Origin of the sequence: Kingella sp. SNUBH-2017, from assembly GCF_028680565.1 — a bacterium.
Classification (GTDB): Bacteria; Pseudomonadota; Gammaproteobacteria; order Burkholderiales; family Neisseriaceae; genus Kingella_D; species Kingella_D pumchi.
Window position 1 is genome coordinate 91,741 of sequence record NZ_JAPHVK010000007.1, and the last position, 24,060, is coordinate 115,800.

The 24,060-nt window shown below is 60.1% G+C and carries 24 protein-coding genes; 13 read left to right on the plus strand and 11 right to left on the minus strand.

The window, feature by feature from the left end:
* Positions 1 to 51: 51 nt before the first annotated feature.
* Positions 52 to 1,011, minus strand: a complete 960-nt coding sequence (locus OP500_RS07105; RefSeq protein WP_238745667.1) for a beta-ketoacyl-ACP synthase III — start codon at positions 1,009 to 1,011, stop codon at positions 52 to 54.
* A 196-nt stretch (positions 1,012 to 1,207) separates the two neighbouring features.
* On the opposite strand from OP500_RS07105, the gene OP500_RS07110 reads away from it, so the two are divergent.
* From OP500_RS07110 to OP500_RS07160, 11 genes are all read left to right on the plus strand, one after another.
* Positions 1,208 to 2,578, plus strand: coding sequence for a mechanosensitive ion channel family protein (locus tag OP500_RS07110; RefSeq protein WP_274070566.1), 1,371 nt, complete (start codon positions 1,208 to 1,210; stop codon positions 2,576 to 2,578).
* Positions 2,568 to 3,026, plus strand: coding sequence for a dihydroneopterin triphosphate diphosphatase (gene nudB / locus OP500_RS07115; protein ID WP_274070567.1), 459 nt, complete (start codon positions 2,568 to 2,570; stop codon positions 3,024 to 3,026). Before OP500_RS07110 ends, nudB begins: the two co-directional genes overlap by 11 nt.
* Positions 3,027 to 3,221: 195 nt before the next feature.
* Positions 3,222 to 4,637 carry a UDP-N-acetylmuramate--L-alanine ligase gene (gene murC / locus OP500_RS07120; protein ID WP_274070581.1) on the plus strand — a complete coding sequence of 472 codons (1,416 nt, stop codon included), beginning with the start codon at positions 3,222 to 3,224 and terminating at the stop codon, positions 4,635 to 4,637.
* A 129-nt stretch (positions 4,638 to 4,766) separates the two neighbouring features.
* Positions 4,767 to 5,684: a D-alanine--D-alanine ligase gene (locus tag OP500_RS07125; protein ID WP_274070568.1), complete on the plus strand. Its 918-nt coding sequence runs from the start codon at positions 4,767 to 4,769 to the stop codon at positions 5,682 to 5,684.
* Positions 5,685 to 5,698: 14 nt separating this feature from the next.
* A complete protein-coding gene (locus tag OP500_RS07130; RefSeq protein WP_274070569.1) occupies positions 5,699 to 6,499 on the plus strand; it encodes a cell division protein FtsQ/DivIB in 801 nt (266 codons plus the stop codon).
* 56 nt (positions 6,500 to 6,555) lie between these two features.
* Complete coding sequence (ftsA, locus tag OP500_RS07135) at positions 6,556 to 7,863, plus strand: cell division protein FtsA (protein ID WP_238745657.1); 1,308 nt, start codon at positions 6,556 to 6,558, stop codon at positions 7,861 to 7,863.
* A gap of 86 nt (positions 7,864 to 7,949) precedes the next feature.
* Positions 7,950 to 9,134: a cell division protein FtsZ gene (gene ftsZ, locus OP500_RS07140; protein WP_238745655.1), complete on the plus strand. Its 1,185-nt coding sequence runs from the start codon at positions 7,950 to 7,952 to the stop codon at positions 9,132 to 9,134.
* A 164-nt stretch (positions 9,135 to 9,298) separates the two neighbouring features.
* Positions 9,299 to 10,315: a ferrochelatase gene (hemH, locus tag OP500_RS07145; protein WP_238745653.1), complete on the plus strand. Its 1,017-nt coding sequence runs from the start codon at positions 9,299 to 9,301 to the stop codon at positions 10,313 to 10,315.
* A 58-nt stretch (positions 10,316 to 10,373) separates the two neighbouring features.
* Positions 10,374 to 10,616, plus strand: coding sequence for a glutaredoxin family protein (locus tag OP500_RS07150; protein ID WP_274070570.1), 243 nt, complete (start codon positions 10,374 to 10,376; stop codon positions 10,614 to 10,616).
* A 55-nt stretch (positions 10,617 to 10,671) separates the two neighbouring features.
* A complete protein-coding gene (folK, locus tag OP500_RS07155) occupies positions 10,672 to 11,187 on the plus strand; it encodes a 2-amino-4-hydroxy-6-hydroxymethyldihydropteridine diphosphokinase (protein WP_274070571.1) in 516 nt (171 codons plus the stop codon).
* Positions 11,188 to 11,268: 81 nt separating this feature from the next.
* Complete coding sequence (locus OP500_RS07160; protein ID WP_238745648.1) at positions 11,269 to 11,766, plus strand: hypothetical protein; 498 nt, start codon at positions 11,269 to 11,271, stop codon at positions 11,764 to 11,766.
* Positions 11,767 to 11,905: 139 nt separating this feature from the next.
* On the opposite strand, the gene ubiA is transcribed toward OP500_RS07160, so the two are convergent.
* Positions 11,906 to 12,808, minus strand: coding sequence for a 4-hydroxybenzoate octaprenyltransferase (ubiA, locus tag OP500_RS07165; protein WP_274070572.1), 903 nt, complete (start codon positions 12,806 to 12,808; stop codon positions 11,906 to 11,908).
* A 124-nt stretch (positions 12,809 to 12,932) separates the two neighbouring features.
* Between ubiA and pncB the strand changes: the two genes are divergently transcribed.
* Both pncB and OP500_RS07175 read left to right on the plus strand, forming a co-directional pair.
* Positions 12,933 to 14,138: a nicotinate phosphoribosyltransferase gene (gene pncB / locus OP500_RS07170; protein ID WP_274070573.1), complete on the plus strand. Its 1,206-nt coding sequence runs from the start codon at positions 12,933 to 12,935 to the stop codon at positions 14,136 to 14,138.
* A 176-nt stretch (positions 14,139 to 14,314) separates the two neighbouring features.
* Positions 14,315 to 14,581, plus strand: a complete 267-nt coding sequence (locus OP500_RS07175; protein WP_238745642.1) for an SWEET family sugar transporter — start codon at positions 14,315 to 14,317, stop codon at positions 14,579 to 14,581.
* A 64-nt stretch (positions 14,582 to 14,645) separates the two neighbouring features.
* On the opposite strand, the gene tgt is transcribed toward OP500_RS07175, so the two are convergent.
* The 9 genes from tgt to hisH all read right to left on the minus strand — a co-directional run bounded on the left by tgt (position 14,646) and on the right by hisH (position 23,791).
* Positions 14,646 to 15,764: a tRNA guanosine(34) transglycosylase Tgt gene (gene tgt / locus OP500_RS07180; RefSeq protein ID WP_274070574.1), complete on the minus strand. Its 1,119-nt coding sequence runs from the start codon at positions 15,762 to 15,764 to the stop codon at positions 14,646 to 14,648.
* Positions 15,765 to 15,870: 106 nt separating this feature from the next.
* A complete protein-coding gene (locus OP500_RS07185) occupies positions 15,871 to 16,824 on the minus strand; it encodes a dicarboxylate transporter/tellurite-resistance protein TehA (RefSeq protein WP_238745639.1) in 954 nt (317 codons plus the stop codon).
* 298 nt (positions 16,825 to 17,122) lie between these two features.
* Complete coding sequence (locus tag OP500_RS07190; protein WP_274070575.1) at positions 17,123 to 17,695, minus strand: hypothetical protein; 573 nt, start codon at positions 17,693 to 17,695, stop codon at positions 17,123 to 17,125.
* A gap of 55 nt (positions 17,696 to 17,750) precedes the next feature.
* Entirely contained in the window at positions 17,751 to 18,014 is a 264-nt protein-coding gene (locus OP500_RS07195) for a hypothetical protein (RefSeq protein ID WP_274070576.1), read from the minus strand.
* A gap of 34 nt (positions 18,015 to 18,048) precedes the next feature.
* Positions 18,049 to 18,621 (minus strand): hypothetical protein, encoded by a 573-nt coding sequence (locus OP500_RS07200; RefSeq protein WP_274070577.1) that lies wholly within the window; start codon positions 18,619 to 18,621, stop codon positions 18,049 to 18,051.
* Positions 18,622 to 18,813: 192 nt separating this feature from the next.
* Positions 18,814 to 19,713 carry a recombination-associated protein RdgC gene (locus OP500_RS07205; protein ID WP_274070578.1) on the minus strand — a complete coding sequence of 300 codons (900 nt, stop codon included), beginning with the start codon at positions 19,711 to 19,713 and terminating at the stop codon, positions 18,814 to 18,816.
* Positions 19,714 to 19,838: 125 nt separating this feature from the next.
* Positions 19,839 to 21,146, minus strand: a complete 1,308-nt coding sequence (locus OP500_RS07210; RefSeq protein WP_274070582.1) for an adenylosuccinate synthase — start codon at positions 21,144 to 21,146, stop codon at positions 19,839 to 19,841.
* Positions 21,147 to 21,420: 274 nt separating this feature from the next.
* Positions 21,421 to 22,989, minus strand: coding sequence for a YdgA family protein (locus OP500_RS07215; RefSeq protein WP_274070579.1), 1,569 nt, complete (start codon positions 22,987 to 22,989; stop codon positions 21,421 to 21,423).
* A gap of 208 nt (positions 22,990 to 23,197) precedes the next feature.
* Entirely contained in the window at positions 23,198 to 23,791 is a 594-nt protein-coding gene (hisH, locus tag OP500_RS07220) for an imidazole glycerol phosphate synthase subunit HisH (RefSeq protein WP_238748277.1), read from the minus strand.
* Positions 23,792 to 24,060: the final 269 nt, after the last annotated feature.

Consider the following 24,060-nt stretch of genomic DNA (forward strand, 5'->3'; position numbering starts at 1 on the left):
CATTTTCGCTTTCAGGCTGCCTGAAAAATCATTGTGCAGAGAGCAGACGGTTTAATACTTCAGCAGCACCGCTCCCCAGGCAAAACCGCCGCCGATGCCTTCGAGCAGCAGATGCTGGCCGCGGACGATTTTGCCGCTGCGGATGCCGTCGTCCAGTGCCAGCGGCACCGATGCGGCGGAAGTGTTGGCGTGCTCGGCCACGGTAAGGATGACTTTTTCCATGCTGATGCCCAAATGTTTGGCGGTGGCTTCGATGATGCGGCGGTTGGCCTGGTGCGGCACGATCCAGTCGAGCTTTTCGGCGGAGAAGCCGGCTTCGGCCAGCACTTCGTCGGCAACGGCGGCCAGCTGCTTGACGGCGAATTTGAACACGCCCTGCCCGTCCATTTTCAAAAAGGGCAGGCCGGTTACGCCGCCGTCGGCGATTTGCGCGGGCACGTTGAGCAGATCGAGGTAGTTGCCGTCGGCGTGCAGTTTGCTGCGGATCAGGCCGGGTTCGTCGGAGGCGCCGAGCACCACCGCGCCGGCGCCGTCGCCAAAGAGCACGCAGGTGCTGCGGTCGTTCCAGTCGAGGATACGACTGAACACTTCGGCGCCGATAACCAGCGCGCGTTTGGCCATGCCGCTGCGGATGTAGGCGTCGGCGGTGGTGATGGCATAGATGAAGCCGGCACAGACGGCCTGCAAGTCGAATGCGGGGCAGCCTGAAATGCCGAGCTTCTGCTGGACGATGGTGGCGGTGGAGGGAAACTGCATGTCGGGGGTGGCGGTGGCAACGATAATCAAATCGATATCCTGCGGCTGCAGGCCTGCCGCTTCCAAGGCGCGGCGGCCGGCGGCGGCGGCCAGGTCGCTGGTTTTCTCGTCGTCAGCGGCCAGACGGCGGGCTTTGATGCCGGTGCGGCTGCTGATCCATTCGTCGGAGGTATCGACGCGCTGGGCGAGGTCGTCGTTGCTGACGCGGTTGGCGGGCAGGTAACTGCCGGTACCGAGAATTTTGGCATAGGTCATGGCGTGTTCTTCGACAATGGGTAAATGAAATAAAGTCGGCTATTGTACGCGAATAGCGCCCCGCTCCTCAAATAAGCGGCACACGCCGCCCCCCGCCAGCCGGCTTCAGGCAGCCTGAAACGGTTTTTCAGGCTGCCTGAAGCCGCATCGGCTATAATCGGCGACACACACACTTAGCCAAAACCGGAACCGAACAATGGACAAAACGACAATCAACGAATGGCTCTCGGCACATATGGTCAGCCGCGACGAGTTCGCCCTCCAGCTTTTGCAGCGCAGCTTCAGGCAGCCTTCGGGCTGGGTGGAGCTGGCGCTGGCGGCGGTCTTGGCCGGCGGCGCCTTCATGCTGTGCCGCTTTATCGAAAAACGCGGCTATCTGGAAAAATTCATCCACTGGCATCCGCTGCGGCATATCGTGGCGCGGATTTTGTGGCCGCTGCTGATGCTGGCCGCTGCCGCAGTGGCGCTGGTTATCTGGCCGCTGGCCGGCTTTCCGGCCGTCTGGCTGCAGTTTCTGGCGCTGGCCGCGTACTGGATGATTATGATCCGGCTGGTGCTGGCGGTTATCAACCAGGCCTTGCCGGAAAACAATTTCTCCAACCGCCTCGAACGCACGGCCTCCACAACGCTGTGGGTGTGCTTCCTGCTGTGGGTGTCGAGCGTGGACGATCTGATCATCCGATGGATGAAATCGCTGAAGTTTTCCGTCGGATCGTCGCACCTGAGCCTCTACACCATCCTGACCGGCCTGCTGTGGGTGGGCATCGTGATGGTGCTGATGATGTGGCTGGCCAAGTGGATCAACACGCAGTTGATGCGCACCACCCGCCTGGACATCAACCTGCGCATCGTGCTGGGCAAGGCGGTGAAAACCCTGCTGATGATCCTTTCGGTGCTGATTGCCCTGCCGCTGGTGGGCATCGACCTGACGGTATTGTCGGTATTCGGCGGCGCGCTCGGCGTCGGCCTCGGCTTCGGCTTGCAGAAAATCGCCAGCAACTACGTTTCCGGCTTCATCATCCTGGCCGACCGTTCCATCCGCCCCAACGACCGGCTCACGGTAAACAACTTCACCGGCTACGTCAGCGAAATCACCGCCCGCTACGTGGTACTCAGAAGCGGCAGCGGGCAGGAAGCGCTGATTCCGAACGAAACCTTCGTTACCTCCACCGTTATCAACGAGTCCTACACCGCCCGCTCACTCAAACACAGCCTGAACATCCAAGTCGGCTACCAGACCGACCTGCCACAGGCGCTCGAAATCCTCAAAGCCGCCGCTGCCGCCGAGCCGCGCGTGCAGGAGAACCCCGACCCCAGCGCCTATCTGGTGGGCTTCGGCGACAACGGCATCGACCTCACCCTCGGTTTTTGGGTCAGCGACCCCGAAAACGGCTTTCTCGACCTCTCCTCGCGCATCCTGCTCACCATCTGGCAGCGCTTCCGAGAAGAAGGCATCGAATTCCCCTACCCGCAGCGCGAAGTCCGCATCCTCAACGACAACCCCGCCCCTGCCGTTACCTTGCAGAAAAGCGCAACCGCCGCAGAAAGCCCGTCTGATGCAGCCTGAAACACCCAAGCCGCCCAAACGCCCCGTTTCCGTACTGGTGCTGCTGCACGACGGCCAAGGCAGCGCCCTGCTGCTCGAGCGCGCCGACCGCGCCGGTTTCTGGCAGTCCGTAACCGGCAGCCTGGAGGCGGGCGAAACCCCGTTTCAGGCTGCCCTGCGCGAAACCGCCGAAGAAACCGGCATCGCCCTTGCCCCGCAGGATCTGGCCGACTGGCATTTTCACACCGACTACGAAATCTACCCGCACTGGCGCCACCGCTACCCCGCAGGCGTAACCCGAAACACCGAACACTGGTTTTCCGCCCGCGTGGCCGATCCCACGCAGGTGCGGCTGTCGGCCGAACACACCGCCAGCCACTGGCTGCCGCTGGCCGAAGCCGCAGCCGTCGTGTTCTCGCCCTCCAACCGCGACGCGCTGCTGCGGCTGGCTGCCGAAGAAGCAGCCTGAAAACCGTCCGCCGCCGCTGAACCGTTCCGCCAGCGCCCGCCTTAGCGCCGGCAGTTTCGAGCATTCCCTCGAAAAAAGCAGCCTGAAAAACCGCAAAAAACATGGCAAACCGCCGGCAGGCGCTTTAGAATGGCGGCTTTTTGCTTTCAGGCTGCCTTCTGCCGCCCGAAAACTGCCCACACCATTGCAAACACCATGAAAAACCGCGTCAAGAAAATCCACTTCGTCGGCATCGGCGGCGCCGGCATGTGCGGCATCGCCGAAGTGCTGCACAACCTCAACTTCCGCGTTTCCGGCTCCGACCAAACCCCCAGCGCCGTAACCGAGCGCCTGCAGCAGGCCGGCATCCGCGTTTTCCACGGCCACCGCGCCGAGCAGGTGGAAGACGTCGATGTCGTCGTAACCTCCACCGCCGTCCAAGCCGACAATCCCGAAGTGCAGGCCGCGCACGCGCAGCACATTCCGGTGATTCCGCGCGCGCTGATGCTGGCCGAACTGATGCGCCTGCGCGAGGGCATCGCCATCGCCGGCACCCATGGCAAAACCACCACCACCAGCCTGACCGCCTCCATCCTCAGCGCCGCCGGCCTCGACCCCACCTTCGTTATCGGCGGCAAACTCACCGCCGCCGGCAGTAACGCCAAGCTCGGGCAGGGCGACTACATCGTGGCCGAGGCCGACGAAAGCGACGCCTCCTTCCTGTATCTTAGTCCCGTGCTCACCGTGGTTACCAATATCGACGAAGACCACATGGACACCTACGGCCACGACGCGCGCCGCCTACACCAGGCCTTTATCGACTTCGTCCACCGCATTCCCTTCTACGGCAAAGCCTTTTTGTGCAGCGACAGCGCCAACGTCCGCGCCATCCTGCCGGAAATCCGCCGCCCCTACTCCACCTACGCCATCGACGACGAAAACGCCGACTTGCGCGCCTACGACATCGAAGCCGCCGGCGCACAGATGCGTTTCAAAGTCGCCTACCGCGGCAAAACCGGCAACCTGAATTTCGACGTGCGCCTCAACCTGCCCGGCCGCCACAACGTGCTCAACGCACTGGCGAGCATCGGCATCGCCCTTGAATGCGGCGTGCCGGTCAGCGCCATCCAAGACAGCCTGCGCCACTTTGCAGGCGTGAACCGCCGCTTCCAGCACTATGGCGAAATCCCACTACCCAACGGAGGCAGCGCGCTGGTTATCGACGACTACGGCCACCATCCCGCCGAAATGTCCGCCACCCTCGCCGCCGCGCGCGGCGCCTACCCCGACCGCCGCCTGGTGCTGGCCTTCCAGCCGCACCGCTACAGCCGCACCCGCGATTTGTTCGATTCCTTCGTGCAGATACTCGGCAGCGCCGACGCCCTCGCGCTCACCGAAGTCTATCCCGCCGGCGAAGCGCCCATCGAAGGCGCGGACAGCCGCGCATTGGCACGCGCCCTGCAGGAAAGCCGCCCCGAAGGCGGCGAGCCGCTCTACTGCGAAAACATCGCCGCCCTGCCCCATGCCCTGCTGGGCTTTTTGCAGGATGGCGACGTGCTCTTGGCGATGGGCGCCGGCAGCATCAGCAAAACCGCGCAGGCGCTGGTCGATCTCACCGCCAAAACCGCCTGATCCTTTCAGGCTGCTTTCCTGCATACGGCAAAAGCAGCCTGAAAAAACGGTCGCGCTCCGTTTTTCGTTTTCCACCGTTTTCAGGCACCCTGAAAGTTTCAGGCTGCCGCACGCACAGAAAGTTCCACCATGCACAGTATCGGTAAAGTAGCCGTACTCGCCGGCGGTTTTTCCGCCGAGCGCGAAGTGTCGCTCAACAGCGGCCGCGCCATTCTCGCCGCCCTGCAAAGCAAGGGCGTCGATGCCCATTTGTTCGACCCTGCCGAGCGCGATTTGTCCGCACTCAAAACCGACGGCTTTCAGGCTGCCTTCAACATTCTGCACGGCACCTACGGCGAAGACGGCACCGTGCAGGGCGCGCTCGAAGCACTGGGCATCCCCTACACCGGCAGCGGCGTGCTCACTTCGGCGCTGGGCATGGACAAATACCGCAGCAAACTGATCTGGCAGGCGCTCGACCTGCCGGTGCCGCCCTTTACCGTGCTGCACGATGACAGCGACTTTGCCGCCGTCGCCGCCGAACTCGGCCTGCCGCTGTTTATCAAACCCGCCGCCGAAGGCAGCAGCGTCGGCGTTTATAAAGTCAAAACCACCGCCGAACTCGAAGCCCGCTACCGCGAGTTGCGCGGGCAAAACCTGCACGGCGAAATTCTTGCCGAGCGCTTCATTTCCGGCGGCGAATACACCTGCGCCATCGTCGGCGGCCAGGCGCTGCCCACCATCCGCATCATCCCCGCCAACGAGTTTTACGACTACGAAGCCAAATACCTGCTCGACAACACCGTTTACCAATGCCCGTCGGATTTGGGCGAAGAACACGAAAAAGAAATGCGCTCGCTGGCACTGCGCGCTTTCGAAGCCCTCGGCGGCCGCGATTCGTGGGCGCGCGTCGATTTTTTGCGCGATGAAAACGGCAAACTCTACCTGCTGGAAATCAACACCGTTCCCGGCATGACCGACCACAGCCTGGTGCCCAAAGCCGCGCTGGAAGCCGGCATCGGCTTTGCCGATTTGTGCCTGATCATCCTGCAAACCGCCCGCGCCTGATTCGGAGAGCCGCCGTGAAGCTGTTTTATTACGCCGCCTGGCTTGCCGTCTTAATCGCCGGTGCGCTGTGGCTGAACAAGCACCCCTATTTCCACATCGCCAGCATCGACATCGTTCCCACCGAAGGACAAGCCGCCCTGCAGTATGCCGACAAGGAAAAACTGTTCGAGCGCGTGCGCCCCGGCCTGACCGGCAGCTTTTTCAGCGTCGATGTCGGCCGCGCGCAGAGCATTGTCCAAAGCGACCCGTGGGTGGCCGACGCCAAAGCCGAGCGCGTTCCGCCGCACACCATCAGAATCCGCGTCAGCGAACACAAACCCTTTGCCCGCTGGCTGCGCGACAACGAACACGCCGGACTGGTCGATGATAAAGGCCGCATTTTTCAGGCTGCCTACGATGCCGAACTGCCCGAGTTTGACGGCGAATCGCGCGATATGCCGCTGATGATTGAGAACTACCGCGCCTTCAGCACCAAGCTGCAGCCTTTGCGTTTGAAGATTCTGCGTTTACAATACAGCCCGCGCTCGGCTTGGACGCTGATGCTCGACAACGGCGTCGAAGTGCGTCTGGGTCGGGAAAACATCCACCACCGCATCGGCCGCTTCGCCGAATCCTGGTCCGGCCATCTGGCGGCGCATGCCCATGCGCTCGATTATGTCGATATGCGCTATAAAGACGGATTCGCCGTCGGCTACCGCAGCAAATCCGAGCGCCCTGCCCTGCCCAAAGACGACGATGCCGAAGCGCCCTACACCGCAGCGGCCGAGAGCGCCGCACCGAAAAACAACAACAAAGCCCAAACCCGCCGCCGCTGAGTTTCAGGCAGCCTGAAAAGCATCCGCGACGGCATTTTTCCGGGAAACCGCCCTATATGGAAAACAAACAATACGTCTGTGCCCTAGACATCGGCACCTCGAAAGTCATCGCCCTGATCGGCGAAATCATCGACGAAGAAATCCACATCGTCGGCTTAGGCCAGGTCGAATCGCGCGGCCTCAAAGCCGGTATGGTCAACAATATCGACGCCACCGCCCAGGCTATCCGCCAGGCGGTCGGCGAAGCCGAACACATGGCCGACTGCAAAATCCGCAGCGTAACCATCGGCATCTCCGGCAACCACATCAGCAGCCGCAATTCGCAAGGCGTGGTCAAAATCAAAGACGGCGAAGTCACCCAGGCCGACATCGAGCGCGCCAAAGAAACCGCCAAAGCCGTCAATATCCCGCCCGACCACCAGGTGCTGCACACCGTGGTGCAGGAATACATCATCGACAACCAGCCCGGCGTGCGCGAGCCGATCGGCATGAGCGGCATCCGCCTCGATACCCGCGTGCACATCATCACCGGCGCCGCCACCGCATTGCAAAACCTGCAAAAATGCATCGAGCGCTGCGGCCTGAAAGTGGACGAAGTGGTGCTGCAGCCCTTGGCCAGCGCCGATGCGGTGCTCACCGAAGACGAAAAAGAACTCGGCGTGTGCGTGCTCGACATCGGCGGCGGCACCACCGACATCGCCGTTTACACCAACGGCGCCATCCGCCACACCGCCGTTATCCCGATTGCCGGCGATTTGATTACCCGCGACCTCGCCCAGGCGCTGCGCACGCCCTACGGCGCCGCCGAGCGCATCAAAATCTTCCACGGCGTCGCCACCGACCATCCCGATATCGAAGGTTTGGACGAAATGGTCGAAGTCCCCAGCGTTGGCGATCGTCCGCCGCGCCAGATCGCCCGCCGCGTGCTCGCCAGCATCATCGGCCCGCGCGTCGAAGAAATTTTGGAACTGGCACTGAACGAACTGCGCCGCTCCGGCTTCCCCGAAGACGTGCTTACCTCCGGTGTGGTGCTTACCGGCGGCGCTTCGCTGCTCAACGGCTGCACCGATCTGGCCGAAAACGTCTTCAACCTGCCCGCCCGTGTCGGCGTGCCGCAGGAAATCAGCGGCGTTTCCGAACGCATCCGCAACCCGCGCTACGCCACCGTTATCGGCCTGCTGCAAACCGCGCAGGAACGCGCCCTGCACCACGGCAGCAGCGCCGGCGTTCCCGTGCGCCGCCGCGACAGCGAAGCGCCAGCCGACCACACGCCGGCACCGCAGCGCAGCCATGCCGTCCACGAAGAAGACGACGGCGAAAGCTGGTGGACGCGCACCAAACAGTGGATAAACGAAAAATTCTGATCCGCCCTACCCTTTCAGGCTGCCCCGGCCGCCGCCCGATTACCATTACCATCACCCGCCCCGAGCGTTAAGGAGCTTGCACTATTATGGAAAACACCGCCAATCCCACCATCGAAACCGTCGTCGGTTCGACTGTCATCAAAGTCATCGGCGTCGGCGGCGGCGGCTGCAACGCCATCAACCACATGATCGAAAATCCGATCCAGGGCGTCGAATACATCAGCGCCAACACCGATGCCCAATCGCTGCAGGGCAATCTGGCGAAAAACAAAATCCAGCTCGGCGTCAACCTGACCCGCGGTTTGGGTGCCGGCGCCAATCCCGAAGTCGGCCGCGATGCCGCGCTGGAAGACCGTGAAGCGATTGCCAAACTGATCAGCGGCGCCGATATGCTGTTCATCACCACCGGTATGGGCGGCGGCACCGGCACCGGCGCCACTCCGGTGATTGCCGAAGTGGCCAAAGAACTCGGCATCCTGACCGTGGCCGTGGTTACCCGCCCCTTCAAACACGAAGGTCGCCGCACCGCCATCGCCCAGGAAGGCATCGACAATCTCAAACGCCACGTCGATTCGCTGATCGTAGTGCCCAACGACAAACTGCTCGCCGCGCTGGGCAAAGGCGTAACCGTACGCGCCGCTTTCCGCGCCGCCAACAACGTGCTGCGCAACGCCGTGGCCGGCATCTCTGAAATCGTTACCTACCGCGGCCTGATCAACGTTGATTTTGCCGACGTCAAAAACATGATGAGCATCACCGGCATGGCGATGATGGGCATCGGCGAAGCCAGCGGCCCCGACCGCGCCCGCATCGCCGTACAGGAAGCTATCTCCAGCCCGCTTCTGGACGATATCAACCTCAACGGCGCCAAAGGCGTGCTGGTCAACATCACCACCGCGCCCGAATGCTTCATTCTCGACGAATACGAAGAAATCATGGCCAAGGTTACCGAATACGCGCTGCCGGATGCCGAACTCAAATTCGGCAACGTCGAAGACGAGAACATGGACGAAGACGCCATCCGCATCACCATCATCGCCACCGGTCTTGAAGACCAAAACCAGCCGCGTCCCGCAGCGCCCGTGCGCAGCACCCCCCGCCACGACGCGCTGGGCGGCGACGGCGCCGGCATGATTATCTCCGGCCGCAAAACCCGCAGCATGAACCTGGTGGCCGCCGACTTCTCCAGTCAGTCGGTACTCGACGATTTTGAAGTTCCCGCCGTCGTCCGCCGCCAAGGCCTCAACAACAATAACGGCGGCAACAACTAAAGCGCCGCACCGCCCGCAGGCAGCCTGAAAACCTTTCAGGCTGCCTGTTTCCCGAAAGCAGCCTGAAAAGGCACCATGCGCTTTTCGCGCAAACCACAACGACAAGGGCGCGAAACGCCGCAATCCCGACGGATTGCCGGCAGCCCCGCCACCACACCACTGCCATGAAATCTTTGAATCCCGAACCCAAGCCGGCAGCCGGCGGCCGGCAGAAAACCGGCGTGCTGCTGATCAATCTCGGCACCCCCGCCGCTCCCACCGCCGCCGCCGTGCGCCCCTATCTGCGCAGCTTTCTTTCCGACCGGCGCATCGTCGAGCTGCCCGCCCTGCTGTGGCAGCCGCTGCTGCGCGGCGTGATTCTGCCGCTGCGCGCCAAAAAAAGCGCCGCCAACTACGCCAAAGTGTGGTTTAAGGAAGGCTCGCCGCTGGAAGTGTTTACCCGCCGCCAGTGCGAAGGGCTGCAAAGCCGGCTGCCTGAAGATGTCGCCGTCGCCTATGCGATGAGCTACAGCGAACCGTCCATCCCCTCGGCCATCGAAGCACTCAAAGCGCAGGGCGTCGGCCGGCTGATTGTGCTGCCGCTGTATCCGCAATACGCCGGCAGCAGCAGCGGCGCCGCGCTTGACCAGGTGCACGATGCCTTGAAGCGCCAGCGCAACCAGATGTCGCTGCGCACCGTCAGCCGCTTTTACGACCATCCCGCCTACATCGGCGCCCAAGCCGCGCAAATCCGCAATTACCGCGCCCAACACGGCAGCGGAGGCAAACTGCTGTTCAGCTTCCACGGCATCCCGCTGCGCCACGAGCGCAACGGCGACCCCTACCAGTCGGAATGCCGCCACAGCGCCCGCCTGATTGCCGCCGAACTCGGTTTGGGCGAACAGGATTACGAAGTCTGCTTCCAAAGCCGCTTCGGCCCCGCCAAATGGCTGGAACCCAACACCCAGCAGCTGATAAAACAGCTGGCGAAAAAAAACGCGGGCGGCCGCATCGACATCGCCTGCCCCGGCTTTGTTGCCGACTGCCTCGAAACCATGGAAGAAATCGCCATCAGCGGCCGCGAGCTTTTCCATGCCGCCGGCGGCAGCGACTACCACTACATCCCCTGCCTCAACGACAACCCCGACTGGCTCGACGCGCTGGCGCAAATCGTGCGCGAAAACGGCGCCGGCTGGCTGTAATCCGTTTTTCAGGCTGCCTGCAAAGCAGCCTGAAACCCGTTTCGGAAGCACCCGCACCATGACCCTGACCCTGATGTTCCGCGAATACTGCGGCCTGTGCCACCAGATGCGCGACGCGCTGCGCCCATTTCAAGAACGCTGGGGCTTTGAGATCGAAATCGTCGATGTCGATGACGACCCCGCGCTCGAAGAAAAGTACAACGAGCTGGTGCCGGTGCTGCTGCATGGCGCCCACCAAATCTGCCACTGGCATCTCGATGCCGCCGCGCTCGAAGCCTATCTTGCCGCGCAGGCAGCCTGAAAAACGCCCGCCGCGTTTTCAGGCTGCTTTTCCCATTGTTTTCCCGTTTACCGCCATGACCGCCACCGCCCTTATCGCCTTCGGCAGCAATCTCGAAAACCCTGCCGAACAGGTGCGCCGCGCCATCGCCGCCGTTGCCGCCCTGCCCGTTATCCGCAGCCTGCAAGCCTCGTCGCTGTATCTGAGCGCGCCCGTCGGCTATGCCGACCAGCCCGATTTCGTCAATGCCGTCGCTCTCGTTGAAGCCGACTGCGGCGCGCGCGAGCTGCTGCACCTACTGCAGGACATCGAAACCCGCTTCGGCCGCGTGCGCAGCTTTCGCAACGCCCCGCGCACGCTGGATTTGGACTTGATCGACTTTGCCGGCAGCATATCCGACGACGCCGAACTCACCCTGCCCCACCCGCGCGCCCACCAGCGCAGTTTCGTGATGCTGCCGCTAGCGGAAATTGCTCCCGACTACCCGATCGGCAGCCACGGCCGCGCCCGCGATCTGGTGCAGGCACTCGGCAGCACCGGCATTGAAAAACTTGGCGCCGCCGCCGCAAAAAGCGCTGCCGAAAACCGCTGAAACCTTTATAATCCGCAGCGGCTTTCAGGCTGCCTGAAAGCCGTTTTCCCCCATCCAAACCGACAACAAAGGACTGTTTACATGAAATTCTGGCAAAACCTCGGCAAAAACCTCTCCAAAGCTGCCCTGCTGCTGGGCAGCATTGCTCTGCTCGCCGCCTGCAGCAACCCTGAAGTGGAAGATTTGAAAGCCATCAGCGAAGCGGTGAAAGCAACCGGCTACAGCAAAGAAGCCAACCAAAAATTCCAAGACCGGCTGATGGCCGCCAAGAGCGAAGAAGAACAAAAAGCCATTGTTGAAGAAATGCTGGTCTTCTTCCGCCCGCTGCCGGAAAAATTGAACGCACTGAACCTGCAATCGGAAGAAGGCAAAGCCATCCGCAACAACCTCTCGCAGGGTATGGGCGAAATGGTTGCCGGCATCGAAAAAGGCTTTAAGCTCGATGCAAAAGATCCTAATAATGCCGCCGCGATGATGGAAGCGCAGAAACAAATGATGAGCGGCCAGCAGAAGCTGATGGCCGCGCAAACCCAACTGGCCGCTGCCGCCGCCAAACACAAGCTGAAATTTGAAGAGTAAAACCTTTCAGGCTGCCTTGCTTGAAGCAGCCTGAAAACTGAAGCGCCGCCCGAGTTGTCCCGGGCGGCGTGTTTTATTCGGCTGTTGCCCAAACAATTTTCAGGCTGCCCGCTAAAGGCAGCCTGAAAACAAAAAATCCTTAAGAACCGGCGCCGTACTGCACCGCCAGCGCGGTAAACCACAGCCAGCCGATTTTGTTGTTGTCGAGAAAAACGGCAAAACACTCGTCGCGATCCCGCCTCTGAATGCGCAGATAGTGGCGCCACTGCCAATAAACCGTCAGCACCAGCGCCGCCCAAAACGGCCATCCGGCACCAACGGCCATGCCCACCTGCATCATCAGCAGATCAAACAGGCCGTGGCAGAGCATCGCCATTTCGGCATCGAGCCGGCCGAAAGTGATGGCCGAAGTTTTGATGCCGATTTTCAAATCGTCTTCCTTGTCGGCCATCGCGTAGATGGTGTCATACGCCAGCGTCCAGCACAGATTGGCGGTAAACAGCCACCAGGCATAACCCGGCACGCGCCCCTGCACGGCGGCGAAAGCCATCGGAATGCCGAAAGAAAAGGCGATGCCCAGATAAAGCTGCGGCAGCGGGAAAAAGCGCTTGGCAAAGGGATAGCTGAAAGCGACAAACACCGCCGGCAGGGCAAACAGCCAAACGGTGCGGTTCAGGGGAATCAGGCAGCAGGCGGCCAGCAGCACCAGCACCGCCGCCAGCCGCAGCGCTTCCTTTTCCCCCACTTCGCCGCGGACAAACGGCCGGCCGGCGGTGCGCGCCACGCTGCCGTCGAAACCGCGGTCGGCCCAGTCGTTGATCACGCAGCCGGCGCTGCGCATCAGCAGCGTGCCCAGCGCAAAGCACAGCAGCACGGTATTGTCCGGCCGCCCCTGCGCCGCCAGCCACAGCGCCCACAGCGTCGGCCACAGCAGCAGCAGCGTGCCGATGGGTTTGTCCAAACGCATCAGGCGGGCGTAAACACCGGCCTTGTGCAGCCATGCGCCGGCTTTCAGGCTGCCGGCAAGCGGTTTGTCGCTCATGTTTTCTCCTTGCTGAAACTGGCGCGGATTATAACGCAGCCGCGGCGCCGCACCCTTGGGATTTTCCGCACAAAGCGGCGCAAACGTGCTTTAATTGCGCTTTGTCCGCAACATCCCAGTCCTTATGCCGATAATCCGCTCCCTGCTCGATACCGACCTTTACAAATTCACCATGCTGCAGGTGGTGCTGCACCAGTTTCCCGAAACCCACAGCGTTTACGAATTCCGCTGCCGCAACAACGACCAGACCGTCTATCCGCTCTCCGAAATCCGCGACGACTTCGAGCGCGAACTCGACGATCTGTGCAGCCTGCAGTTTAGCGCCGACGAGCTGGACTACCTGCGCAGCCTGCGCTTTATCAAAAGCGACTTTGTCGATTATCTCGAACTCTTTCAGCTCAAACGCCGCTTCGTGCACGTGCATATCGACGACGAAAACCGGCTCAACATCCGCATCGAAGGGCCGATGATTCAGGCGATGTTCTTTGAAATCTACATTCTGGCCATCGTCAACGAACTCTATTTCCGCCGTCTCGAAACCCCCGCCGTGCTCGCCGAAGGCGAAAAGCGCCTGCGCGACAAAGCCACGCTGCTTACCGCCTACGCCCAGCACCAGCAGCCGGGCGATCCCGAATTTCTGGTGTCCGACTTCGGCACCCGCCGCCGCTACAATCCGGCCTGGCAGGAACATGTGGTGCGCACCCTGCACCAGGCCGCGCCGCAGGTGTTTCGCGGCACCAGCAACGTCTATCTGGCCAAAACCCTCGGCCTTACCCCCATCGGCACCATGGCGCACGAATTTCTGCAGGCCTTCCAGGCGCTCGACGTGCGCCTGCGCGACTTCCAAAAAGCCGCCCTCGATGCCTGGGTGCACGAATACCGCGGCGATTTGGGCATCGCGCTCACCGACGTTGTCGGCATGGACGCCTTTTTGCGCGATTTCGACCTTTACTTCGCCAAACTTTTCGACGGCCTGCGCCACGACAGCGGCGACCCCTATGTTTGGGGCGACAAAGCCTATGCCCACTACCGCAAGCTCAAAATCGACAGCCGCACCAAAATGCTCACCTTCTCCGACGGCCTGACGCTGGAGAAAGCCTGGGATTTGCACCAGTATTTCAAAGACCGCTTCAAAACCAGCTTCGGCATCGGCACCAATCTCACCAATGACATGGGGCACACCCCGCTCAACATCGTGTTGAAACTGGTCGAATGCAACGGCCAGTCGGTGGCCAAACTCTCCGACAGCCCTGGCAAAACCGTTACCGACAACAACACTTTCCTCGCCTATCTGCGCCAAGTATTCGGCATCGGCAGCGAAGCAGCCTGAAAAGTTTTCAGGCTGCCCTGTCCGCCAAACCGCCGCCCTGCGCGGCGGTTTGGCCGTTTCAGGCTGCCTGAAAAAACGCCACACTCCCGAAAAACCTTTGAAAAATCGACGCAAAGTCTTTATCATGCCGCCCTTTTGCGCTGCAGCTGCAGCAAACACACACGGAAGGAAAAAACATGACCGAAAAACAAATCCGCATTCTCGGCACCATCGGCAGCATCATGGCCGTTGCCATGTATGTGGCCTATGTTCCGCAAATCGCCGCCAATCTCAAAGGCCGCGAAGTAACTTTCTTAGAACTGCTGCAGCCCTTGGTGGCCAGCATCAACTGCACCATCTGGGTGGCCTACGGCCTGTTCAAACAGCCGCGCGACTGGCCGATCGCCGTCGCCAACGCCCCGGGCATCGTGCTGGGTCTGGTCGCTTTTATCACCGGCCTGTAAGCACACGGCAAAATACAGCAAAAAGGCAGCCTGAAAACTTTTCAGGCTGCCTTTTTGCCGTTTATTACGCTTCAGGACTGGTGCCGCGCAGCTCGTGAAAATGCGCCCGCCAGTCGGCGAATTTTCCCTGTTCGATGGCTTCGCGCATTTCTTCCATGATTACCTGATAAAAATGCAGATTGTGGATGGTATTGAGCTGTGCGCCCAGGATTTCGCCGGCGCGGTGCAGGTGGTGCAGATAGGCGCGGCTGAAATTTTGACAGGTATAACAGGTACAGCTTGCGTCCAGCGGCGCGGTGTCGTGTTTGTGCTTGGCGTTTTTGATTTTCACGTCGCCAAAGCGGGTAAACAGCCAGCCGTTGCGGGCGTTGCGCGTGGGCATTACGCAGTCGAACATATCCACGCCGTGTGCCACGCCGTACACCAAATCTTCGGGCGTGCCCACGCCCATCAGATAATGCGGTTTGTGCGCGGGCAGCATCGGGCCGACGGCGCGCAGCATGCGGTACATCTCGGGCTTGGGTTCGCCGACACTCAAACCGCCGATGGCCAGCCCCGGGAAGTCAAATTCTTCCAGCCCGCGCAGCGACTGTTCGCGCAAATCTTCATACATCGCGCCCTGCACAATGCCAAAGAGCGCGTTGGGATTGTTCAAATCTTCAAACGCCTTTTTCGAGCGCTCCGCCCAGCGCAGGCTCATTTGCAGCGATGCTTCGGCCTGCGCCTTTGTGGCTTCGCCGGGCGTGCATTCGTCAAGCTGCATGGCGATGTCGGAATTCAAAACCGTTTGGATTTTCATCGAGATTTCGGGCGAGAGAAACAATTTGTCGCCGTTAATCGGGCTTTTGAAGGTGCAGCCTTCTTCGGTGAGCTTGCGCATATCGGCGAGCGAAAACACTTGGAAGCCGCCCGAGTCGGTGAGTATCGGTTTGTCCCAGCCGATAAACTGATGCAGGCCGCCGAATTGTTCGATGACTTCCAGCCCGGGGCGCAGCCACAAGTGATAAGTGTTGCCGAGAATAATCTGCGCTTTGATGTCGTGCAGGTTGGCGGGCGACATGGCTTTGACCGAGCCGTAAGTGCCCACCGGCATGAAAACGGGTGTTTCGATGCTGCCGTGGTTGAGTTCGAGCGTGCCGCGGCGGGCGTGGCCGTCGGTTTTGTGCAGGGTGAATTTGAGCATGGTGTGCCTGATGGCGGGGAAACAAAGGGGCGGATTATAAACGAATCGGGCTTTCAGGCTGCCGCCAAAGCAGCCTGAAAGCCGTTTTTCTGCCGTTTCGCCGTTTTCAGGCTGCTTTTAACCAAAACCGCCCCTGCGCAATCCGCAGCGCCGTCATCAGCACCAACAGCGCAATCAGCGCATTGGCAAACCAAAACACGCCCGTCCAAAACAGCGGATACGCCGTTTGCGCGCGCATGGACAGCGCCACCGCCGCCATCGACGCCGCGCCGAACGAGAACGACCAATGTCCCACGGCAAAGCCGTATTCCAAAATCCACGGCAGCAGGCGCAGCAGGTAAAACAGCTGCAAAAAGCCGTAGCCGACCAAGATTTTGACCACGTTGTCCACCTGCCCGCCCGTAAGCGCCAGATACGCCGCCGCGCCAACAAAAGCGGGCGCCAGCACGATGCCGATGGCGGGGCGCTGGTCTTTTTCCAAACGGAACAGCCGCATGCGCTGCAACAGCAGCGGTTCAAACATGATCCACGCCAGCGTGCCCGCGCCCCAAAACATCCAGCCGAAATCGTGATGCCCGAGCACCACCATCGCGCCGGTGCTGGTGTAGTTGGCGGCGACCGCGGGCAGGTAAAACGGCGGCTGCACTGATTTTTCGGTAAACACGTCGCCCTGCCACAGCGAACCGATGCGGATGCTGGAATACACCAGCTGGCCGGCAACGCCAGCCCAAATCAGCGCTTCGCCCCAGCCCGTCCAGCGGCGCAGCACTTCGCCGACGATAATCGTGCTGATCGCCACCAGCGCGATATAGGAAAAGCGCACGGGGCAGCGCCATTCGTCCAGCAGCTGCTCGCGGTAGGCAAGCCATTTGTAGGCGAACATCAGCGCAAACAGCGCCCAGCTGCCCACCGACAATACGCCCGCTGCGGTGCCGAACCACGCCGCCAGCTGCGGATAAACGTCCGCCGCGTGCGACCACGCCAGCGATAATGCGCCCAGGCCCAGGGGGATGCCGAAATAGCCCGTCGGCATCGGAAACGGTTTTTTGGCTGATGCCATTGTTTGCTCCTTTGGCAGCCTCCTGCGCTGCCGATTAAAAAGCGGCGATGGTACGGCTTTGCGGCGGGGCAGACTTCGCCCTAAGGCTCAGGATATGGTCTTAAGCACTCATTATGTTTTCAGGCTGCCTTGCAAAGTGCAAGGCAGCCTGAAAATGTGGGGGGCTGTTGAGCGGCGGCGTAGCGGGCAGATTGGCGCTGGTTTGTTTAAGGGCTTCTTGTCATACACACGGGCAGCCAGTTGGGCGTAGGTTTTTACATCGATTGCCATGATTCTCTCCTAAGTTTATGAAATAAAATTACCAGTATTTGGTGTCAAGATTAATATACTTATACCTAGATTGAACATTACTTTTAAACTCTTTAGGGTGTACTCTATTCAATGGTTTGTCATGTAGGAAAATTTCTTTCGGCATTTTTCCTACTTTTAGAGTGTACTCCAAATTGGCATCCCTACCATCCAGCGATTTGTCAAACTCCACCTGCTGCCATTTCCCGTCGATTGCTTTGAATTGGGCGTATTTCAAATCGCTGACCCAGTTAACCGGGGAGCCTGCCGTTACCACCAGATACCATGTGCCGTCTTTATCCCGGTCTAAAATCATATCATCCCACTCCGACGACCATTTCGGCGGAACGGGCAGACCGGCAGAAGCAATCACTTCCAATTCGCGCTCGTTTACTTCATAAGAATTGGGTCCACCCAACTGGCAGGATGCTTCGCCCTTTACTGTGCGCTTTACCCAAATTTTGGTGCCGCTTGATAACTGCACTTCTTCTTTCCACGATGTTTCTCCCGAAGCAAACATACAGTCGCAACCCGCCAGCAGCAGGGCTGGCAGCAGGGCAAATAACGGTTTTAGCGCTTTCATGGTTTCTCCTTTATTGCATTGGGCGGAATGGTTTTAGCTTCGCAACTTCGCTGCGCTACGCAGGCTGCCTGTCTGATGGTTCATCCTTTAAACCATCAGACAGGCAGCCTGAAACGGTGCGGGCATTGGTGCCGGTAAACGAAACCACCACCTGCTTGCCGTCTGCCGAACGGTACACACCGGCAGAAAACCCCGAAGCATCGTCATCACGCCAATGCACTTCTTCAAAGCCGGCCGGCAGAGTCATTTTGTTTTCTTTTTGCTTCTTGTCATACACACGGGCAGCCAGTTGGGCGTAGGTTTTTACGTCGATTGCCATGATTCTCTCCTAAGTTTGGATTTGGAAAATGAAATTACCAGTATTTGGTACCAAGATTAATATAAATGTATCTGGATGCAACGTTACTCTTGAATTCTTCAGGGTGTACCATATCCAGCGGTTTGTCTGTCAGATAGATTTTTTCCGGCATTTTCCCTACTTTAAGCGTGAACTCCAGATTTGCTTCCCTGCCATTCAGCGATTTGTCAAACTCAACCTGCTGCCATTTCCCGTCGATTGCTTTGAATTGGGCGTAGGGCAGCTTGCTGATCCAATGGCGGGTATCAACGGGAGTGACAACCAGATACCATGTGCCGTCTTTATCCCGGTCTAAAACCATATCTCTCCACTCCGACGACCATTTCGGCGGAACGGGCAGACCGGCAGAAGCAATCACTTCCAATTCGCGCTCGTTTACGTCATACGAATTGGGCCCGCCCAGCTGGCAGGATGCTTCGCCTTTTGCCGTACGCTTTACCCAAATTTTGGTGCCGCTTGATAACTGCACTTCTTCTTGCCACGATGTTTCTCCCGAAGCAAACATACAGTCGCAACCCGCCAGCAGCAGTGCTGGCAGCAGGGCAAATACCGGTTTTAATGCTTTCATGGTTTTTCCTTTATTGCATTGGATGGAATGGTTTTAGCTTCGCAACTTTGCTGCGCTACGCAGGCTGCCTGTAGCGGCAGTTTACGTTTTTTTATTTGGCGCGCAAATGCTTTTCAGGCTGCCTGCCCAACGGTTGTTGCTTAAACCGTCGGGCAGGCAGCCTGAAAACTACTCCAAAGCAGCCTGAAAACTTTAATCCTGCCAGCCGCCCAGATGGGCCACCAGCTCTTCGAGCATATTCGAGACGCTTTCGGCCATCAGGATTTGCGAAGCGAATGCCAGCGCTTCGGCATCGTCGCCGCGGTTTTCGGCCTCTTCCTGCAGCACGTCGAGATACTGCACGCGCTTAAGGGTCAGCTCTTCGGTTAGGATAAAGGCGATTTGGTCGCGCCACACCAGGCCGAGCTGGGTTACGCTTTTGCCGTTTTTCACATGCTGCACCACTTCGTCGGCGGTCAGATCCTGCTTGGCAACCTTCACCACCGGCGCCACATCGCCGCTGCCTTTCATCTCGCAGCTGTCGTCCAGCTCGAAGCCGCCTGCGCAGCGGCCTTTGAGCAGCCAGTCGGTCATCAGCGAGCCGGGCGATTGCTTGGTGCGCGGCAGCCGGGCTTCCAAGCCGCCGAGCGCTTCGCGCAGTTTGGCCAGCAGGTTTTCGGCTTTGGCAGCCGATGCGTTATTGACCAGCAAAAAGCCGCTGCGGCTGTTGCATACCGCCAGCGTGCGGCCGGTGCGGGTAAAGGCGCGCGGCAGTAAGTCGTCGGTTAGCTGCTCTTTGAGCTCCTGCTTTTCTTTGCGGCCGACGCTGCGGCCTTCGTTGTTTTGGATTTCCTGCACCTTTTCTTCCAAAACGTCGCGGATTACGCCGGCGGGCAGCACTTTTTCCGCGCGCTTGAGCGCCACGCTCCAGGTGAAGTCGGCGGGAAACACCGGCTCCGGCGAAAAGCCGTGGACGGCGGCAAAGCCCTCGCTGAACCAGTCCAAACCGGTAACCGGCGCAAATTCGGCCTCGGCCAGTTTGGCAGACAGGGTTTCGATATCGGGAAGCTGGTTTTTATTGAGCGGATAGAAGCTGATTTGTTTGAACCACATGGCGTTTTTCCTTATGAAAATGGCGGGAAAAGGCAGCCTGAAAAGGCTTTCAGGCTGCCTCAAACCGAAAAAACAAGGCGCCGCCGTTTCAGGCTGCCTGAAAACGGGCGGCGCGAAAGCGGGGCTTAAGCCTCGAAAGGATGGCGGATCAGGATGGTTTCGTCGCGGTCGGGGCCGGTGGAAACGATGGCAATCGGTGCGCCGCACACTTCTTCGATGCGCTGCAGATAGCGGCAGGCGTTTTCGGGCAGCGCGTCGTAGGATTTGGCGCCGACGGTGGATTCTTTCCAGCCGGGCAGGGTTTCGTAGATCGGCGTGCAGCCTGAAACTTCGTGGGCGCCGAAGGGCAGGATGTCGGTGGTGCTGCCGTCGGGCAGGGTGTAGCCCACGCACAGTTTGATTTCGTCGATGCCGTCCATCACGTCGAGCTTGGTGATGCACATGCCGCTGATGCCGTTGATTTGAATGGCGCGTTTGAGCGCGGCGGCGTCGAACCAACCGCAGCGGCGGGCGCGGCCGGTTACCGAACCAAATTCGTGCCCGCGCTTAGCCAAACCGGCGCCCACTTCGTCAAACAGCTCGGTGGGGAAAGGGCCGGAACCGACGCGGGTGGTGTAGGCCTTCACAATGCCCAGCACATAATCGAGTGCCTGCGGCGGCACGCCCGCACCGGCCGATGCGGCGCCGGCCACGCAGTTGGACGAAGTAACGAAGGGATAGGTGCCGCAGTCGATGTCGAGCAGCGTGCCCTGCGCGCCTTCAAACAGCAGGCGTTCGCCGTTTTGGATTTTGTCGTAGAGCGTGCGCGAAACATCGGCAAGCATCGGCAGGATGCGGGCGCGGAAACCCTCAATCACCGCCATCACGCTGTCAAATTCCAGCGGCGCGGCACCGTGCAGGTGTTCGAGCTGGACATTATAGAGCGCGAGATTGGCGCGGACTTTTTCCGCCACCAGCGCCATATCGCGCAGATCGCCGGCGCGTACCGAGCGGCGGGCGACTTTGTCTTCATACGCCGGGCCGATGCCGCGGCCGGTGGTGCCGATTTTGCCTTCGCCCTTGCTGGCTTCGCGGGCTTGGTCGAGCGCGATGTGGTAGGGCAAAATCAGCGGACAGGTGGGGGCGATTTTCAGGCGGCCGGCCACGTTTTTCACGCCCGCCGCGTCCAATTCGTCGATTTCGCCCAGCAGCGCTTCGGGGGAAACGACAACGCCCGAGCCGATGTAGCAGTCGAGTTTTTCGTGCAGGATGCCGCTGGGAATCAGGCGCAGAATGGTTTTTTTGCCGCCCACCACCAGCGTGTGTCCGGCATTGTGGCCGCCCTGAAAGCGCACCACGCCGTCGCACTGCTCGGCCAGCCAGTCCACGATTTTGCCTTTTCCTTCGTCGCCCCACTGCGAGCCGACGACCACTACGTTTTGAGCCATAACTATCCTTATCTGCAGGATGGCGGAATGCCTTTCAGGCTGCTTTTCCGCCCCGTTTACACAACAACAAGACGGCTTGCCCGTCTTGTTTGGATTCGGGCGGGACTTTAACACAAATAGCGCCGCTTGGCAGCTACCGCAGCGCCCCGCCCTGCCCTGCGGCAGCCTGAAAACGGCGGCTGCCGGACGATGCCCGCCAAGCGGTTTGCGCAAACTTTTCAGGCTGCCTGCAAATCGGAATCTGCAGGCAGCCTGAAAAGTTTCGGGTGCAGCGGGCGGCTTATTTGCCGGCGGCCGATGCGGATGCGGGCTTATCTTCCAAGCCCTGCCACAAATCATCGTCGTCGGAGCGGGCTTCAAACTGCTTGCCGTTGAGCGTGATGCGGTTGCCGGCGATTTCGAGACGGGTCATCACCGCGCCGTTGCTGCGCTTGAGATGGCCTTCACCGATCATGGTGTCGATGCTGCCGGCCACCAGCAGGCGGATGGTATCGGCAACTTCCTGTTTTTCCTGCTCGCTGTTGGGATCTTCGACGGCAAACAGGCTGCGCGCCTGGGTAATGACGAATTCCTCAATCAGCTTCTGCGATACGTCCAAATCCAGATCGACGCGCATTTTCTTCACCATATCGGGAAAAGATTCGAGATCGGCCTTGCTCAAGCCGTCGAAGCTGAGCTGACCGCGGCTGTTAACATGCCCCTGCGGGGTTTGGAACTCGAAGCGCTTGATGCGGAACAGCGGGTTGTCGGTAAACAGCGGCGCGCCTTCGTTGCGCGCGGCGGCCAGTACCTGATCGCGCGCCTGGTCGCCGGTGTATTTGTCCATGGCGATGCGCTGCAGGCTTTTTTTCATGTCTGCCAGCGCTTTGGCGTTGAGATGCTCGGCGGCGATGTCGATATTGAGCGGGCCATATTGGTTTTCGCCGTAGTTGAGCTTGTCGAACGCAAACACGCCGCGGCTGTCGATATAGCCGTTTTTCTCTTCGGTTTCGGTGCGGTAGCTGAGTTTGTCCAGGCTGACTTTGCTGGGCGGGATGTCGCCGTTGGGATTGATAAAGGCGCCGATCTGCAGATCGGTAACCATATTGATCAGTTCGTTCAGGCGCACATTGTAGGAAATGCTGTCTTTCCACTCGATTTCAAAACGCCCGAGCTTGGTTTCGGACGAACCGAGCGACAGGCCGTTGCTGCCGGGATAGGTTTTGGCGGCCACTTCGATCTGCTCGGCGTTCAGGCTGCCTTTGTCGGCCAGCACCGCTTTAAAGCCCGGCAGCGTGAAACGGCTTTGGTATTCAGTGAAATTGGCGGCGTAATCGACTTCGGCATCCATGCCTTTCCAATCGAGCTTGATGCCGGAGAGCTCTTCATACTCGAAAGGCGCGACTTTCACCGTATAGCGGCCGCTGCCGTCGAGCTTGATCACATTGTGCGCGCTCACCGGCACCTGCTGGCCGAAAAAGCGCGACAGGGTTTTCTGCACTTCGGGGTCGTACTGGAATTCGGTTTCCACCACCGCGCGCACCGGAGTAAAACCGTCGGCAAAGGGGTAGTGCTTGACATGGTTGACCATCACCACCGGCTTTTCCAGCACCGTTTTCACATTGTCCGGCAGATAGCCGCCGAGATTGGACAGGATTTCGGGATGCACGCGCACCACGGTGGTTTCGGTGGAAGTGAACCAGCCGCGCTCGTATTTGTGCGACACCATATCGAAGAAAAAGGTATCTGCCAAAGCACGGTGCTGGATTTCGAGCGACTCTTGCGCCTTCATGCCCAAATAATTGGGCAGCACGCCGAACACGCCCAAACCACCGAACACCACCGCACCTGCGGCCAGGATTTTTTTCATCGGACTTTTACCCCGAACTGTTTGCAAAGAGCGGCATCATAGCACAAAAGCCCCTGCCCTTGGCTTTCAGGCTGCCTGCGCGGCAGCGGCAGGCAGCCTGAAAAACACCGGCCGATGCCCTTCGTTACCGTCTGCCCCATTGCTTTCGCACCCATCCGGCGGACGGGAAAGCAAGTAAACCCGAGCAGCCTGAAAAGCCGGCAACGGTTTACAGGTTATGCAGGAAGTTGTGCAAGAGACGCGCGCCGCTTTTGCCGGAGCGTTCGGGGTGGAATTGCACGCCGTAGAAGTTGCCCTGCTGCACGGCGGCGGAAAAGGCGCTGCCGTAGTGGCTTTCGGCGACGGTGCAGGCGCCGACGGCAATGCTGTAGCTGTGGACGAAGTAGAAATGGCTATCCTGCGCGATGCCTTCAAATAGCGGATGTTCGGGCTGGTGGCGGACGGTGTTCCAGCCCATATGCGGCAGCGGCAGGCCGTCTGCGTCGAGTATCGCGGTGCGCGCGGGCAGGACACCGAGGGCGGGTACGTCGCCTTCGGCGGAGTACTCGCCGAGCAACTGCATGCCGAGGCAGATGCCCAAAAGCGGCTGTTGCGCGCGACGAATGGGGTCGGCAAGGCCGCGCGCGGCGATGTTGTGCATGGCAGCGGCAGCGGTGCCGACGCCGGGCAGGAGCAGTTTGTCGGCGGCGGCGATGGCAACGGGGTCGGCGCTGATGCGGGCACGGCAGCCGAGACGGGCAAAGGCGGCTTGCACGGAGAAGAGGTTGGCACAGCCGGTGTCGATGATGATGAGGTTGGGCATGGGTGTCTTTCGGATGGAACGGGTTTCAGAAACGTCATCCCCGCGCAGGCGGGGACGGCCTTTGGCCGTAAAAGCACGCGTAAATCTTGTTGCGGGGAAAAGTCAAAAGGCCGTCTGAATCGGGGCAATGTCGGATTCAAGAATCCGACCTTGTATATCGGAACACCCGTATCATAGCAACAAACCGCCCGCCGCCGCCCGCATCCGACCAAGGCAAACAACCGTTGCGTAGCTCAGGGAGCGGTCGGGCAACCCATCGACACAACCGG